This window comes from Aliiroseovarius sp. B-4 (assembly GCF_056857795.1).
Genome location: NZ_JBSXNV010000035.1, coordinates 163124 through 179831, shown reverse-complemented (window position 1 = coordinate 179831; position 16708 = coordinate 163124). Strand labels below are relative to the sequence as shown.

General features: G+C 59.3%; 15 protein-coding genes. 8 read left to right on the top strand and 7 right to left on the bottom strand.

Annotated features, from left to right (window positions below; genetic code table 11):
* Positions 1–8 precede the first annotated feature (8 nt).
* The 7 genes from lpdA to mdh form a co-directional block, all read right to left on the bottom strand.
* Positions 9–1394, bottom strand: a complete 1386-nt coding sequence (gene lpdA, locus AC13C8_RS08775) for a dihydrolipoyl dehydrogenase (RefSeq protein ID WP_482847062.1) — start codon at positions 1392–1394, stop codon at positions 9–11.
* Between the two features lie 87 nt (positions 1395–1481).
* Positions 1482–1871, bottom strand: a complete 390-nt coding sequence (locus tag AC13C8_RS08770; RefSeq protein ID WP_091428687.1) for an MAPEG family protein — start codon at positions 1869–1871, stop codon at positions 1482–1484.
* 463 nt (positions 1872–2334) lie between these two features.
* A complete protein-coding gene (gene odhB / locus AC13C8_RS08765) occupies positions 2335–3831 on the bottom strand; it encodes a 2-oxoglutarate dehydrogenase complex dihydrolipoyllysine-residue succinyltransferase (protein ID WP_482847061.1) in 1497 nt (498 codons plus the stop codon).
* Positions 3832–3834: 3 nt separating this feature from the next.
* Positions 3835–6813, bottom strand: a complete 2979-nt coding sequence (locus AC13C8_RS08760) for a 2-oxoglutarate dehydrogenase E1 component (RefSeq protein WP_091428683.1) — start codon at positions 6811–6813, stop codon at positions 3835–3837.
* Between the two features lie 60 nt (positions 6814–6873).
* On the bottom strand, positions 6874–7758 hold the full coding sequence (sucD, locus tag AC13C8_RS08755; RefSeq protein WP_091428681.1) for a succinate--CoA ligase subunit alpha: 885 nt from the start codon (positions 7756–7758) through the stop codon (positions 6874–6876).
* A gap of 4 nt (positions 7759–7762) precedes the next feature.
* Positions 7763–8956: an ADP-forming succinate--CoA ligase subunit beta gene (gene sucC, locus AC13C8_RS08750; protein ID WP_091428680.1), complete on the bottom strand. Its 1194-nt coding sequence runs from the start codon at positions 8954–8956 to the stop codon at positions 7763–7765.
* 257 nt (positions 8957–9213) lie between these two features.
* Complete coding sequence (gene mdh / locus AC13C8_RS08745; protein ID WP_482847060.1) at positions 9214–10176, bottom strand: malate dehydrogenase; 963 nt, start codon at positions 10174–10176, stop codon at positions 9214–9216.
* Positions 10177–10334: 158 nt separating this feature from the next.
* On the opposite strand from mdh, the gene AC13C8_RS08740 reads away from it, so the two are divergent.
* From AC13C8_RS08740 to sdhA, 8 genes are all read left to right on the top strand, one after another.
* Positions 10335–11093 (top strand): sulfite exporter TauE/SafE family protein, encoded by a 759-nt coding sequence (locus AC13C8_RS08740; RefSeq protein WP_091428676.1) that lies wholly within the window; start codon positions 10335–10337, stop codon positions 11091–11093.
* Between the two features lie 111 nt (positions 11094–11204).
* Entirely contained in the window at positions 11205–12053 is an 849-nt protein-coding gene (locus AC13C8_RS08735; protein ID WP_091428674.1) for an HpcH/HpaI aldolase/citrate lyase family protein, read from the top strand.
* Between the two features lie 14 nt (positions 12054–12067).
* Positions 12068–12616, top strand: coding sequence for an NnrU family protein (locus AC13C8_RS08730; RefSeq protein ID WP_482847059.1), 549 nt, complete (start codon positions 12068–12070; stop codon positions 12614–12616).
* Positions 12617–12619: 3 nt separating this feature from the next.
* Positions 12620–12823 carry a DUF1737 domain-containing protein gene (locus AC13C8_RS08725; RefSeq protein WP_091428671.1) on the top strand — a complete coding sequence of 68 codons (204 nt, stop codon included), beginning with the start codon at positions 12620–12622 and terminating at the stop codon, positions 12821–12823.
* Positions 12823–13857: a MaoC family dehydratase gene (locus tag AC13C8_RS08720; RefSeq protein ID WP_482847058.1), complete on the top strand. Its 1035-nt coding sequence runs from the start codon at positions 12823–12825 to the stop codon at positions 13855–13857. The genes AC13C8_RS08725 and AC13C8_RS08720 overlap by 1 nt, the downstream gene beginning before the upstream one ends.
* A gap of 254 nt (positions 13858–14111) precedes the next feature.
* On the top strand, positions 14112–14495 hold the full coding sequence (gene sdhC, locus AC13C8_RS08715; RefSeq protein WP_091428668.1) for a succinate dehydrogenase, cytochrome b556 subunit: 384 nt from the start codon (positions 14112–14114) through the stop codon (positions 14493–14495).
* 11 nt (positions 14496–14506) lie between these two features.
* A complete protein-coding gene (gene sdhD / locus AC13C8_RS08710; RefSeq protein WP_091428665.1) occupies positions 14507–14878 on the top strand; it encodes a succinate dehydrogenase, hydrophobic membrane anchor protein in 372 nt (123 codons plus the stop codon).
* Positions 14879–14896: 18 nt separating this feature from the next.
* Positions 14897–16702, top strand: a complete 1806-nt coding sequence (sdhA, locus tag AC13C8_RS08705; protein WP_091428663.1) for a succinate dehydrogenase flavoprotein subunit — start codon at positions 14897–14899, stop codon at positions 16700–16702.
* Positions 16703–16708 lie beyond the last annotated feature (6 nt).

The following is a 16708-nucleotide window of genomic DNA, read 5'->3' as shown; positions in this document are numbered from 1 at the left end:
ACGAGGGATTACGCGTGGATCGCGCCATCGCCACAAGCCAGCGCGGCCTCGCGCACAGCTTCCGAGAAAGTCGGATGGGCGTGACAGGTGCGGGCCAGGTCTTCGGCTGATCCGCCGAATTCCATCAGCACGCAAGCCTCGTGGATCAATTCGCCCGCCGCTGGGCCCATGATGTGGACGCCCAGAACGCGGTCGGTGTCCTTGTCAGCCAGAATTTTTACAAAGCCCTCGCCCTGGAACACGGCCTTGGCGCGGGCATTGCCCATGAAGCTAAACTTGCCGACCTTGTAGCCGCGGCCCTCTTCCTTCAACTGTTCCTCGGTCTTGCCGACAGAGGCCACTTCAGGCGCTGTATAGACGACGCCCGGAATGACATCATAGTTCACATGGCCCGCCTGGCCGGCAATCGCCTCGGCCACCGCAATGCCCTCGTCTTCCGCTTTGTGAGCCAGCATCGGGCCTTCGATGACATCGCCAATGGCCCAGACACCCGACACGGAGGTTTTCCAATGATCGGTCGCGATCTGCCCGCGTTCGGTCATTTTCATACCCAGCGCGTCCAGACCCAACCCTTCGACATAAGGACGGCGGCCTGTGGCAACCAGCACCACATCGGCATCAATCGCGTGCTCGCTGTCATCCTTGCGCAGCTTGTAGTTCACAGTCGCCTTCGTTTTCTTGGCGTCCACATTCTGAACAGCCGCGCCCATGACAAAGCTCAGCCCCTGCTTTTTCAGCGCACGCTGGAAGGTCTTGGCCAGATCGCTGTCCATCCCTGGTGTGATGGCGTCAAGGAATTCAACGACCGTAACCTCGGTGCCCAGACGTGCATAAACCGACCCCATCTCAAGCCCGATCACACCGGCCCCGATCACAACCATCTTCTTGGGAACCTTCGGCAATTCAAGCGCACCGGTCGAGGTCACGACGATTTTCTCGTCCACCTCGACCCCGGGCAGGGTCGACGGCTCGGACCCGGAGGCAATTACGATGTTCTTGGCGTTGTGGACTTCGTCGCCGACCTTGACCTGACCGGCGGCGGGGATCGACGCCCAGCCCTTGATCCAGTCGACCTTGTTTTTCTTGAACAGAAACTCGATGCCCTTTGTGTTCTGGCCGATGACGTCATCCTTATAGGCCAGCATCTGCTTCCAATCGACCGAAGGGCTTTTGCCCTTCAGACCCATCTTGGCGAAGTTGTGTTCGGCCTCGTGCAGGCTGTGCGATGCGTGCAAAAGCGCCTTGGACGGAATGCAGCCGACGTTCAGGCAGGTGCCGCCCAAGGTCTCGCGCCCTTCGACGCACGCGGTTTTCAGGCCAAGCTGTGCACAGCGTATCGCGCAGACATAGCCGCCCGGACCGCCGCCGATGATGATTACGTCATAGTCTGCCATGTGTCTTGTTCCTTTCATTTGGGGTCTGGGCGTGGCGTATGTCCGCCATCGTCCCGCTCACCCCGGAGCATTCTTGCCTAGTGATATTCATATGAGCGCCGAGATCAACATCACGGTCGTCGCAAGGAAGCCCACGAACCAGATCAGCGAGCGCCATGGCGCCCAGCCAAACAGGTAGGCGGGAAGATACAACAGCCGAGCGCCCAGATAGACATAGCCGCATGTCGCCGTCGTCGCGGTGGACCGGCCCGAGAGCGTGACGACCACGACTGCCGCCGTGAACAGGATCAGCCCTTCGAAATGGTTGTTCAACGCCCGCTGCGCCCGACCTGCGATGCCCGTCAGCTCCCGCGGCTTGTCACGGGGCGAGGCCGCGTATTTCGACCCCACCTGCATCTGCGCCAGAACGGAGTAGATGCAGAACTGGACCACTTGCAGCAGGCCTGCGAGGGCGAGGATGGTGAGTTCGGGGGTCATGTATGCGTTCCTATATACCTAAGTCACTGCGCATTGCAGCTTTGACTGCTTTCCACGCGTCGTGTCTCGCACGTGAACCTCGTTCAGCGGCCTCCCGTTGGTCAAGGCTTTGACACAGTTGATCAGAACCGACGATCTGGCACTGAAAGAGCCAATGTCCAACTTCATACCGATTCTCGTTTGTGATCCCCAGTTGATCTTGTTCTTTCCACGCATTGAGAAGGCCGACGTAGGCTAGTTTCCGATCGGTTCTCAAGACCGACCTTCTTTCTGCTCGATGATTCAAAATATGCTGGAGTAGACTGGTAAGAATTGAACCCAAGCCCGCGGCAGTAAAAAGTGACAGCCAAACGTTCATTTTCTTAAGCCCGTGCTCGCACGGGCAGCGCCCGGACCTCCCCCATGGGGAGGGCGCTTCGCACCCACCCCGAGGTCCGCGCACCGCCCTCTGTTGTGGTCATAATTACAAATCCATCAACAACCGACGCGGATCTTCCAGTGCTTCTTTCACGCGCACAAGGAAGGTCACGGCACCCTTGCCGTCAACGATGCGGTGGTCATAGGACAGTGCCAGATACATCATCGGGCGGATCACGACCTCTCCGTTGATCGCCATCGGGCGGTCCTGAATTTTGTGCATACCAAGGATGCCCGATTGCGGCGGGTTCAGGATGGGCGAAGACATAAGCGAGCCATAGACACCGCCGTTCGAGATGGTGAAGGTGCCGCCCTGCATTTCGTCCATCGACAGCTTGCCATCACGGGCGCGGCGGCCCTTTTCGGCAATGGCTTTTTCGATCGCGGCGAAGGACATCGCATCGGCGTCATTGATCACCGGCACGACCAGACCCGTGGGCGTGCCCGCAGCGACGCCCATGTTCACGTAGTTCTTGTAAACAATGTCGGTGCCGTCAATCTCGGCGTTCACCTCGGGCACCTCTTTCAGCGCGTGACAGCAGGCCTTGGTGAAGAAGGACATGAAGCCCAGGCGCACGCCGTGTTTCTTTTCGAACTCGGCTTTGTATTCGTTGCGCAGCGCCATCACCTCGGTCATGTCGACCTCGTTATAGGTGGTCAGCATGGCGGCGGTGTTCTGGCTGTCTTTCAGGCGGCGCGCGATGGTCTGGCGCAGGCGCGTCATTTTCACGCGTTCTTCGCGGGCGGGGTCCCCAGCGGCACGCGGTGCGGCGGGCGCGGCAGCAGGCGCAGGGGCAGCTTTCGGAGCGGCCACGGCGGCAGCGACGTCATGCTTCATCACGCGACCATCGCGCCCCGTGCCTTGCACGTCGCCCGGTTTCAGACCGGCTTCGGCCATGGCTTTCTTGGCCGATGGGGCATCTTCCACGTCCTTGCCGGTCGTTGTGGATGCCTGTGCCGCGGCGGGTTTGGGGGCGGGTTCGACAGCCCCATCTGCGCTGCCGCTGATCACCGCCAGCTTGGCCGAGGCATCGACGGTGGTGCCTTCGGCGGCAAGAATTTCGGTCAGCACACCACCGGCAGGGGCTGGGACTTCGACCGACACCTTGTCGGTTTCCAGTTCGCACAGCATTTCATCCTGTGCCACGGTATCGCCAACCTGTTTGAACCAGCTTGACACGGTCGCCTCGGTCACGCTTTCGCCAAGGCTGGGCACCATGACATCGACGGCAGGCGCATCATCGCCAGAGGCGGCGGGCGCGGTGTCGGCTTTCTTCTCGGGTGCAGGTGCCGGGGCCGCCCCTTCGCCTTCGCTGATGGTTGCCAGAAGCGCGTCGACACCCACGGTTTCACCTTCGGCGGCGACAATCTCACCCATCACACCGGCGGTGGGCGACGGCACTTCGACCGTCACCTTGTCGGTTTCAAGCTCGCAGAGCATTTCGTCCACCGCCACGGCATCACCGGGTTTCTTGAACCATGTGGCGACCGTGGCTTCGGTGACGCTTTCGCCCAATGTTGGGACCCTTACTTCGATGCTCATGGCTTATTTCCCTTCCAGGTTCAGCGCCGCGTCCACGAGCGCCTCTTGTTGTGCTTTGTGCTGAGATGCCAGACCGGTGGCAGGCGATGCCGATGCCGGGCGACCGGCATAGACGGGCCGCGTGTGCTTGGCCCCGATCCGGGTCAGCACCCATTCGATATTCGGTTCAACGAAGAACCAGGCACCCTGGTTCTTGGGCTCTTCCTGGCACCAGACGATTTCCGCCCCTTTGAAACGTTCCAACTCCTTCACCAGCGACATGGCGGGGAAGGGATAGAACTGCTCAAGGCGCAGCAGATAGACGTCTTCGATGCCGCGACGGTCACGTTCCTCCAGCAGGTCGTAATAGACCTTGCCCGAACACATCACGACGCGCTTGATCTTCTTGTCCGTGACAAGCTTGGCCTCGGACCGACCTGTGCCGTTGTCACGGTCGCCATCATCCCACAACACGCGGTGGAAACTGGACCCTTCGGTGAAGTCTTTCGCGTTCGACACCGCAAGCTTGTGACGCAGCAGCGACTTCGGCGTCATCAGGATCAGCGGCTTGCGATAGCCGCGATGCAACTGACGGCGCAGAATGTGACAATAGTTGGCGGGCGTGGTGCAGTTGGCGACGATCCAGTTGTCACCGCCACACATTTGCAGGAAGCGTTCCAGCCGGGACGAACTGTGTTCCGGCCCCTGCCCTTCATAACCATGCGGCAGAAGAACCGTCAGGCCGGACATCCGAAGCCATTTCGACTCGCCGGACGAGATGAACTGGTCGAACATGATCTGCGCGCCGTTGGCAAAGTCGCCGAACTGCGCTTCCCACATCACCAGCGCGTTGGGTTCGGCCAGCGAATAACCATATTCGAACCCAAGAACCGCGTATTCCGACAGCATCGAGTCGATGACCTCGTAACGTGCCTGACCTTCGCGCACGTGGTTCAGCGGATAATAGCGTTCTTCCGTGTCCTGATTGATCAGGCCGGAATGGCGCTGGCTGAACGTGCCACGCGTGGCGTCCTGCCCCGACAGGCGGACCGGGAACCCTTCCGTCACCAGCGAGCCGAAGGCAATCGCCTCGCCAGTGGCCCAGTCAAACCCTTTGCCGCTGTCGAACATCTCTTTCTTGGCGTCCAGCAACCGGCCCACGGTTCTGTGCAGAGGGAAACCTTCCGGCACCGTGGTCAGCGCCTTGCCGATCTCGGCCAGCGTGTCCGACGAAATCTCGGTCTTGCCACGCTGATATTCGTCGCTTTCCTTGTCCAGATGCGACCATCGCCCATCCAGCCAATCGGCCTTGTTGGGTTTGTAGTCCTTCCCGGCCTCGAACTCCTCGTTCATCTTGGCCTGGAACGCAGCTTTCATATCTTCAATCTCGCCAGCCGGGATCAACCCGTCTTTCACCAAACGATCAGTATAGATCTGAAGCGTGGTCTGGTGTTTCTTGATCCGCTTGTACATCAGCGGGTTGGTGAACATCGGCTCGTCGCCTTCGTTGTGACCGAAGCGGCGATAGCAGAAAATGTCCAGAACCACATCCTTGTGGAACTTCTGGCGGAACTCAATCGCGACGCGGGCCGCGTGCACCACGGCTTCGGGGTCATCCCCGTTCACGTGGAAGATCGGGGCTTCCACCATCAGCGCGATATCCGTCGGATAGGGTGACGAACGGCTGAAGTGCGGCGCGGTGGTGAACCCGATCTGGTTGTTCACCACGATATGCATCGTGCCGCCGGTCTTGTGACCGACCAGACCCGACAGACCAAAGCCTTCGGCCACAACACCCTGACCGGCAAAGGCCGCGTCGCCGTGCAGAAGGATCGGCAGAACCTGATCGCGGTCCTTGTCGTTCATCTGTTCCTGCTTGGCGCGCACCTTGCCCAGCACCACCGGGTTCACGGCCTCAAGGTGGGACGGGTTCGCGGTCAGCGACAGGTGCACGATATTGCCATCAAACTCGCGGTCCGAACTCGCGCCAAGGTGGTATTTCACATCGCCCGAGCCATCGACCTCTTCCGGTTTGAAGCTGCCACCCTGAAATTCGTTGAAGATCGCGCGATAGGGTTTTTGCAGCACGTTGGCCAAAACCGATAGGCGACCACGGTGCGGCATCCCGACTACGATGTCTTTCAGGCCAAGCTGACCACCACGCTTGATGATCTGCTCCATCGCGGGGATCAGTGCTTCGCCACCGTCCAGACCGAACCGTTTGGTGCCCATGTATTTGACATGCAGGAACTTCTCGAAACCCTCGGCCTCGACCAGCTTGTTCAGGATGGCTTTGCGGCCCTCGCGGGTGAACTTGATCTCGCGATCAAACCCTTCGATCCGTTCCTTCAGCCACGCCGATTGAACCGGGTCCGAGATATGCATGTATTGCAGCGCGAACGTGCCGCAATAGGTGCTTTTCACAATCGCCAGAATTTGCCGCATCGAGGCGACTTCCAGCCCAAGCACATTGTCGATGAAGATCGGACGATCCATATCGGCTTCGGTGAACCCGTAGGAGGCCGGATCAAGCTCGGGATGATCCGACGCCTCGCGCATCCCGAGCGGATCAAGATTGGCGGCCAGGTGGCCCCGGATCCGATAGGCGCGGATGATCATCAGGGCGCGAATGCTGTCCAGCACGGCGCGCTTGACCTGATCGTCGGACAGTTGAACACCTTTCTCAACCGCCTTGGCTTCGATCTTCTTGCCTGCGGATTTGACCTCGACCACCGGTTCTTCGGGCCACTGCCCGTCCAGCCCGTGAACCCGGTCGCCGGTCGGCATCGGCGGCCAATCCGCCCGCGCCCAGGACGGTCCCGCCGCCTCGGCTGTCACATCACCGCCGTCATCCCCAAGCTCGGTGAAAAACGCCTGCCACGCGGCATCCACCGCGTTGGGATCGCGCGCATATTGGGCGTAAAGCTGTTCAAGATACTCGGCATTGTGACCTTGCATGAAACTTGATGCATGAAAAAGGTCGTTGGGGCTCTGATCCGTCATGGGTTCACCTGAAAATTGGAAAACACGCGCCCCTGCGTCCAGGGGCGCGCGCCTTGATGTTTATTTGCCGATCGCTTCCAGCACGGCCTCGCCCAGCGTGGCTGGGCTGTCGGCAACCACGATGCCAGCGGCACGCATGGCTTCGATCTTGTCTTCGGCGCCACCTTTGCCGCCAGCGACGATGGCACCCGCATGACCCATCCGACGACCCGGAGGTGCCGTGCGGCCCGCGATGAAGCCCGCAACCGGCTTCCAGCGGCCTTTCTTCTTCTGTTCGGCCAGGAACTCGGCGGCTTCTTCTTCTGCCGAACCACCGATTTCACCGATCATGATGATCGACTGCGTTTCGTCGTCATCCAGGAACATGTCCAAAACGTCGATATGCTCGGTGCCTTTGATGGGGTCGCCACCGATGCCAACCGCAGTCGACTGGCCCAAACCGATATCCGAGGTCTGCTTCACAGCCTCATAGGTCAGGGTGCCGGACCGCGACACAACACCGACCGAGCCGCGCTTGTGGATGTGGCCGGGCATGATGCCGATCTTGCAGGCGTCGGGCGTGATGACACCGGGGCAATTCGGCCCGATCAGACGGCTTTTCGAACCGTCCAGCGCACGCTGCACCCGCATCATGTCCAGCACCGGAATGCCTTCGGTGATGCAAACGATCAGTTCCATCCCGGCGTCGATCGCTTCAAGGATCGAGTCCGCTGCGAAGGGCGGTGGCACATAGATCACAGAAGCGTTAGCCTCGGTGACGTGCTTAGCCTCGTGCACCGAGTTGAAGACCGGAAGGTCCAGATGCGTCTGCCCCCCTTTGCCCGGCGTCACACCGCCGACCATCTTGGTGCCATACGCAATGGCCTGTTCCGAGTGAAAGGTCCCCTGCGAGCCGGTGAAGCCCTGACAGATGACCTTGGTGTTTTCGTCGATGAGAACTGCCATTGTCTTACCCCTTCACCGCTTTCACGATTTTCTCTGCGCCGTCGGATAGGTTGTCTGCCGCGATGACATTCAAACCGGAACCGTTGATGATGGCTTTGCCCTCATCCACGTTGGTGCCTTCCAGACGCACGACCAGCGGAACTTGCAGACCGACCTCTTTCACAGCTGCAACTACGCCTTCGGCGATGACGTCACAGCGCATGATGCCGCCGAAGATGTTGACCAGGATGCCTTTGACCTGCGGGTCAGAGGTGATGATCTTGAAGGCCTCGGTCACTTTCTCTTTGGTGGCGCCGCCGCCGACGTCAAGGAAGTTGGCCGGTTCAGCGCCATAAAGCTTGATGATGTCCATCGTGGCCATTGCCAGACCGGCACCGTTCACCATGCAGCCGATTTCACCGTCCAGAGCGATATAGTTCAGGTCGTATTTCGACGCTTCCAGCTCTTTCGGGTCTTCTTCGGTGGTGTCGCGCAGTTCGGCAACATCCGGGTGACGGTAAATCGCGTTGCCGTCGAAGCTGACTTTCGCATCCAGCACTTTCAGATCACCGCTGTCGGACACGATCAGCGGGTTGATCTCCAGCATCTCCATGTCCTTCTCGACGAAGGCTTGGTAAAGCTGGCCCATCAGTTTGACGCACTGCTTGATCTGCGCGCCTTCAAGGCCCAGCGAAAACGCGATGCGGCGGCCGTGGAAGCCTTGGTAGCCTGTCGCGGGGTCGACCGAGAAGCTCAGGATCTTTTCGGGGGTTGCGGCTGCAACCTCTTCGATGTCCATGCCGCCTTCGGTCGAGCATACGAACGAAATGCGCGAGGTTTGGCGATCAACCAGCAGAGCGAGGTAAAGTTCACGCTCGATACCGGAACCGGCCTCGATATAGATGCGGTTGACTTGCTTGCCCGCCGGGCCGGTCTGGTGTGTGACCAACGTGCGGCCCAGCATCTTTTTGGCTTCCTCGGCGGCTTCTTCGACCGATTTGGTCAGGCGGACACCGCCCTTTTCGCCAGCGCCAGCTTCCTTGAACGAACCCTTGCCACGGCCACCTGCGTGGATTTGTGCTTTCACCACCCAAAGGGGGCCGTCGAGTTCACCTGCGGCGGTCTTGGCTTCTTCTGCTCTCAGAACAGCGCGCCCGTCAGAAACGGGGGCACCGTAGGATTTCAGAAGGGCCTTCGCCTGGTATTCATGAATGTTCATGAAGTCATCCTATCCAGTTGGTCCATTTGGTCGGGGACACCATGCACAACTGGCGGAAGTGTCGAAAACACTTTCTGCTGAATTGGTGGATTTTTGCGCTAAACCTGCTTTTTTGTGATCACACGCGAAAATGCTGTGATCACAAAAAGTCTTCACCTGCGCAGAAACACAGAAATCTCGTGATTCTAAAGGCGCTTCGGTCACATGAAAAAAGGCGCCCCTGAATGGGACGCCCCGATTCTGTTTGACTGATGATATCAGGCCAGAGAGTTGTCGATCCCTTTACAGGCTTCAACCAGACCCTTCACGGCATCGACGGATTTGTCGAACATCGCCTGCTCGTCTTTGCTGAGCTTGATGTCGATCACCTTCTCGATGCCGTTGGCACCGATGACGGTCGGCACACCAACATAAAAGCCGTCCAAGCCATAAGCGCCGTCCACATATGCCGCGCAGGGCAGGACGCGTTTTTGGTCGTTCAGATAGGCTTGCGCCATCTCAATCGCCGAAGCCGCAGGCGCATAGTAAGCCGACCCGGTTTTCAAAAGCCCTACGATCTCGGCCCCACCATCGCGGGTGCGCTGAACGATCGCGTCCAGTTTTTCCTGGCTAGTCCAACCCATCTCGACCAGATCGGGCAACGGGATGCCACCAACGGTCGAATAGCGGGTCAGCGGCACCATGGTGTCACCGTGGCCGCCCAGAACAAACGCCGTCACGTCGCGCATCGACACGTCAAATTCGACCGACAGGAAGTGGCGGAAGCGAGCCGAGTCCAGAACGCCAGCCATGCCGACCACCTTGTTGTGGGGCAGGCCCGAAAATTCGCGCAGCGCCCAAACCATGGCGTCCAGCGGGTTGGTGATGCAGATCACGAACGCGTTCGGGGCATGTTCCTTGATGCCTTCACCGACCGATTTCATCACTTTCAGGTTGATGCCCAGCAGGTCATCACGGCTCATGCCCGGCTTACGCGGCACACCGGCGGTCACAATGCACACGTCAGCACCTGCGATATCTTCATAGGATGTGGTGCCCGACAGGCTCGCGTCGAACCCTTCGACGGGACCGCTTTCCGCGATATCCAGCGCCTTGCCTTGCGGGATGCCGTCGGCAATATCAAAAAGAACGACGTCGCCCATTTCTTTCAGTGCAGCAAGGTGGGCAAGGGTGCCACCGATCATGCCGCTACCGATAAGCGCAATCTTTGGTCTGGCCATGGGGTTGATCTCCGATCAGTTGTTTTCGGGCGCATGCGTAGTCCGATTATGGCGTTCGTGCAAGGGTGCCGCGCTGCGGCATAAAGCGATGCTTGCCCCTGTGCAGCATTCGCGATAGCGCTAAAACACTCGTTTTCCAGCGGTTTGGGGGATACACCATGCCCGAGGTTCTTGACCTCACATTCTTTGCCTTTGCGATCCCCGCCGTGATCTTTGCAGGCATTTCCAAGGGCGGTTTTGGGTCTGGCGCGGCTTTTGCGGCAACACCTTTGCTGGCGCTGATTCTGGAGCCGGGCGCGGCCATCGGGTTGATGTTGCCGCTGTTGATGCTGATGGATGTAACCGCGCTGAAACCCTATTGGCGCAAGTGGGATACGCCATCGGCCAAGGCGCTGGTTCTGGGCGCGGTGCCGGGCGTTGCGGTTGGCGCATTGTTATATTCCATCGCCGACCCGGACATCTTCCGCTTGTTGATCGGTCTGATCGCTGTGGGCTTCGTCGCGTTTCAGGCCGCACGTGCACGCGGACTGATTACGCCCGCGGCCCACCCGATGTCCGCCGGTCTGGGCGGGTTTTGGGGACTGATTGCCGGGTTTACCAGCTTCATCAGCCATGCGGGCGGCCCTCCGGCCGCGGTGTTCCTGTTGTCGCGGCGGTTGGACAAGACCACGTTTCAGGCGACGACTGTGATCAGTTTCTGGGCAATCAATCTTTTGAAATTCATCCCCTACTTCGCTTTGGGAATTTTCACGTGGCAAACCGCCCGGGCTGACCTGTTCCTGATCCCGTTTGCGGTGATCGGTGTCTGGATCGGCGTCCACATGCACCACCGCCTGTCAGAGCGGGGCTTTTTTGCCTTCACCTATCTGTTCCTGATCATCACCGGCACGAAGCTGATTTGGGAAGGTCTGACCTGACGAACGCTGCACTGAGGAAATAAGAAATTTCTGCGACGCGGCAAATCCCCCCTTGCGAAATGGTGCGCAGATGTGGTCCCTTGCGCAACAATATTGCGGAGGTCCAGAATCATGTCGACTCGTCCTTATCGTTCCGTCCTTTATATCCCCGGCTCGAAAGAGCGCGCGTTGGAAAAGGCGCGCAGCCTTTCTGCCGACGCGATTATCTTCGATCTGGAAGATGCGGTCGCCCCCGATGCAAAAATTGAAGCCCGTGCAACTCTGAAGGATGAACTGGACAAGGGCGGTTACGGCAATCGCGCGAAAATCGTGCGGATCAACGGTTTTGACACCGCGTGGGGCAAGGACGATGTGGCCGCGTTTGTTGGGGCGGATATCGACGCGGTCCTGATGCCGAAAGTGGACAGCGCGGCCCAACTGGACGAACTGGCAGCCCTGATCCCGGACGTGGACCTCTGGGCGATGATGGAAACCCCGCTGGGCATGCTGAACGCTGCCGAGATTGCCGCCCACCCGCGCCTGAAGGGGTTCGTGATGGGAACCAATGACCTTGCCAAGGAGCTCAACACCCGTTTTCGCGCCGATCGCCTGCCGATGATGGGCGGTCTGCATATGTGCCTGCTGGCAGCGAAGGCCCACGGTGTGGTGATCATTGATGGGGTCTATAATGCCTTCAAGGATAACGAGGGGTTGAAGGCCGAATGCGAACAGGGCCGTGACATGGGCATGGACGGCAAAACCCTGATCCATCCGGCTCAATTGGACATCGCCAACACGGCTTTCGCCCCGTCGAAGGACGAAATCGACCTTGCCCAACGCCAGATCGCGGCGTTCGAGAAAGCGAAAGCTTCCGGCCTGGGCGTCGCGGTTGTGGATGGTAAGATCGTCGAAAACCTGCATGTTGTGACGGCAAAAGGAATTCTGGCCAAGGCGGACGCTATCACCAAAATGGCCGGCTAACGCGGAGAACACACATGACCATCCTGATTATCGGCATCGCCCTTTGGTATGCCGGGCATTTCTGGAAACGCGCCTTGCCCGCGCGCCACGCTGCGATAGGGGACAAGGCGAAAGCTGTCTCGGCGCTGATCCTTCTTGTGGGCATCGTCCTTATGGTGATCGGCTATCGTAGTGTGGACAGCTATGACCTGATCGCTTATCCGGCCTTCCTGAAACACATCAACAACCTGGCGATCGTCTTCGCGATCTACTTCATGAGCCCCGGCCCATCGAAAGGCGCGCTGTTTTATCGGATGCGTCACCCGATGCTGACCGGCTTCATCATCTGGAGCGTGGCGCATATCGTGGTGAACCCGGATATTGCCTCGATCATTCTGTTCGGTGCCCTGACACTCTGGGCTGTGGCCGAGATCATCGTGATCAACCGGGTCGAGCCGACATGGACCCCACATCCGAAAGGCACGATTGCCAAGGACGGCATGTTTCTTGCTGCGGCGGTGGTTCTGACAGTGATCATCGGCGTTATCCACGGGCTGATCGGCCCCTCACCGTTTGGAATGTAAGCCATGAAGCTCTATCGCCTGCTGACCGAAGAAGACACGTCGGCCTTCTGCCACAAAGTCACCGCAGCACTGAACAAAGGGTGGGAACTGCATGGCGACCCGGCCTATGCCCATGACGCCGCCACCGGTAAGATGCGCTGTGCGCAAGCGGTGGTGAAGGTGGTTCCCGGCGATTACACGCCCGACACAAAACTGGGAGAACACTGATGGCGAAAACCAATCCCGGCCGCTTTTTCGAAGATTACAAGCTGGGCGAAGTGATAGGGCATGCGGTGCCACGCACCGCGGCAGAAGGCGAACGCGCGCTCTATCACGCGCTCTATCCTGCCCGGCATGCGCTTTACTCCTCGGATGAATTTGCGGGCAATTGCGGGCTGGAAGGGTCGCCGCTGGATGACCTGATCGCGTTCCACATCGTGTTCGGCAAGACCGTGCCCGACATTTCCCTGAACGCTGTGGCCAACCTTGGCTATGCCGAAGGGCGTTGGCTGAAGCCCGTTTATCCCGGCGATACGCTGCGCTCATCCTCGGAGGTGATCGGGCTGAAACAGAACTCCAGCGGCAAGTCCGGCGTGGTCTGGGTGCGCACGCGCGGTGTGAACCAGATGGACGAGCCGGTGCTGGAATATGTGCGCTGGGTGATGGTGCGCAAAGGCGATCTGGATGCACCCGCGCCCGACACGGTTATCCCTGATCTGAAAGCCACGTTGGACGCCGAGGATCTGGTGATCCCTGCCGGACTATCGCTCGAAGACTACGATTTCAATCTGGCCGGTGAACCGCACCGTTGGGGCGACTATGAGATCGGGGAAAAGATCGACCATGTCGATGGCGTGACCGTCGAAGAAGCCGAGCACATGCTGGCGACGCGTCTGTGGCAGAACACCGCCAAGGTTCATTTCGACGCCACATTCCGTCCGGACGGGAAGCGGTTGATCTATGGCGGCCACGTGATCTCGGTGGCGCGGGCCTTGTCGTTCAACGGGCTGGCCAACGCGCAGATGATCGTCGGCCTGAACGGCGGTGCGCATGCCAACCCCTGTTTTGCGGGCGACACGATCCGCGCCTGGTCCGAGGTTTTGGACAAAGCCGACACAGATGCGCCGGGTGTTGGCGCGATAAGGTTGCGTCTGGTTGCGGTAAAACATGGCGCGCCGGAGTTTTCCCTGAAAGGCGCGGATGGCAAGTATCACCCCGATGTCATGCTGGACCTCGACTATTGGGCGCTGATGCCAAAATAGCCATCGAGGCACCCCATATCGCTACGGGCCAATTACGCCGCGAAGCAGCATATCAACCAGTTTGCCTTATATATTCAGTCGGATATAACGGCTAAATATATGTGATCACAAAAAATAATTCTGTGATCACAAGGTCGAATTTTAGTCCTTGTTAGCGCAATTTCCGCCGAATTCCCCTTCCATAACGCGTGACTCTGCACGGTAAATGACGCTATTCCTGTCCCAACAGTCGCAACAGACAGAAGGAGGCCGCCATGGCCGACGTGAATAGGGGCAATCGCCCACTATCCCCGCATCTGCAGATTTACCGCCCGCAGCTGACCTCCATGACCTCGATTTTCGCACGGATCACCGGCGTGGCCCTGATCGGGGCCGCCATTCTGGTCGTCTGGTGGTTTATCGCTGCCGCGATGGGTCCGGGATATTATGATTTTGTAAACGGTCTGATGACCTCGTTCATCGGGGACGTGATCATGTTCCTCGCGCTTTGGGCTTTGTGCTACCACGCGCTGTCCGGTCTTCGGCACCTGATCTGGGACATTGGCATCGGCCTTGATGTTCCTACCGCAGAAAAGATGGGCCTGGGCGTCATCTTCGGTTCCGTTATTCTGGCGATCATCGTCGCCATCATCGTGTAAGGGGGACGGACATGCACTATCTGACCGACCGCAAACGCGCCGTGGGTAAAGGGGCGTCAGGCTCTGGCACCGAAAACTTCTGGGGTCAGGCTATTTCGGCTGTTGGCCTGCTGATCCTGATGCCGTTGTTCGCGCTGACTTTCGGCTGTGCGCTTGGGCTGCCTTACGAGGAAGCCATCGCATATTATCAACGCCCCTTCCCCGCCATCATCGCCGCGATGACACTTGTGACCGCCATGGTTCACTTCCGTCATGGTATCCAGGTGGTGATCGAGGATTATTCGCGCGGCGTGACCAAGAAGGTCCTGGTGATCTTCTGCACGGCACTTGCCTACACAACACTCGCGATCGGGCTTTATGGCCTCGGCAGCATCGCCTTTTAAGACCGGAGAGCAACCCAAATGGCAGCTTACGAATACGAAACGCACGAATATGACGTGGTCGTGGTCGGTGCCGGTGGCGCTGGTCTGCGGGCCACACTTGGCATGGCCGAACAAGGTCTGCGCACGGCCTGTGTAACCAAAGTTTTCCCGACCCGCTCGCACACTGTCGCAGCCCAGGGCGGCATCGCCGCGTCCCTATCCAACATGGGCCCGGACAATTGGCAGTGGCACATGTATGACACCGTGAAAGGCTCGGACTGGCTGGGTGATACCGACGCGATGGAATATCTGGCCCGTGAAGCGCCCAAAGCGGTGTATGAGTTGGAGCATTACGGCGTTCCTTTCTCGCGCACCGAGGAAGGCAAGATTTACCAGCGCCCCTTCGGCGGCCACACCACCGAGTTTGGTGACGGCCCCCCCGTGCAGCGGACCTGTGCCGCCGCGGACCGGACCGGCCACGCCATCCTGCACACACTCTATGGTCAGTCTCTGAAAAACAATGCGGAGTTCTATGTCGAGTATTTCGCCATCGACCTGATCATGTCCGAAGACGGTCAGTGTCAGGGCGTTGTCTGCTGGAAGCTCGATGACGGCACCATGCATGTCTTCAACGCGAAGATGGTTGTGCTGGCGACCGGCGGTTACGGACGCGCCTTTTTCTCGGCGACCTCGGCCCACACTTGTACGGGCGACGGTGGCGGCATGGTGGCGCGCGCGGGGCTGGCTTTGCAGGACATGGAGTTCGTCCAGTTCCACCCAACCGGCATCTACGGCTCTGGCTGCCTGATCACTGAAGGTGCGCGGGGCGAAGGCGGTTATCTGGTGAACAGCGAAGGCGAACGGTTTATGGAGCGTTATGCGCCCCAGTATAAGGACCTTGCCCCGCGTGATTATGTCTCTCGCTCGATGACCATGGAAATCCGCGAAGGGCGCGGTGTGGGCGAAGAAAAGGACCACATCTATCTGCACCTCGATCACCTGCCATCTGAGGCTTTGGCCGAACGCCTGCCTGGCATTTCCGAAAGCGCAAAGATTTTCGCAGGCGTCGATGTGACCAAAGAACCGATCCCGGTTCTGCCCACGGTCCATTATAACATGGGCGGCATTCCGACCAACTATTGGGGCGAAGTGCTAAACCCCACCAAAGACGACCCAACCGCTGTCGTGCCAGGCCTGATGGCCGTCGGCGAAGCGGGCTGCGCCTCGGTGCATGGGGCGAACCGCCTCGGGTCGAACTCGCTCATTGACCTGGTGGTCTTTGGCCGTGCCGCCGCGATCCGCGCCGGTAAGATTGTCGATGCTGACAGCGCCAATCCGGTTCTGAACCAAGGCTCGGTTGACAAGGCGTTTGACCGTTTCGACGGATTGCGCAACGCCAATGGTTCCGTTCCAACCGCCGAGCTGCGGCTTGAGATGCAGAAGACCATGCAGGCCGACGCCGCCGTCTTCCGCACGGCCAAGACGCTGAAGGAAGGTGTCAAGAAGATGACCAATGTCGCCGCCAAGCTGGATGACCTGGCCGTTACCGACCGTTCGCTGGTCTGGAACTCGGACCTGATGGAAACGCTGGAACTGACCAACCTGATGCCGAACGCTCTGGCCACCATCCACGGGGCTGAAGCGCGCGAGGAAAGCCGTGGCGCCCACGCCCACGAGGACTTCCCCAAGCGCGACGACAAGAAGTGGCGCGTTCACACTGTCAGCCGCGTCGATGGCAACAAGGTCGATCTAAGCTATCGTCCTGTCATCACCGATCCGCTGACCACCGAGACCGAAGGTGGCATCAGTCTCAAGAAAATCGCGCCCAAAGCGCGGACGTTCTAAGGAGGA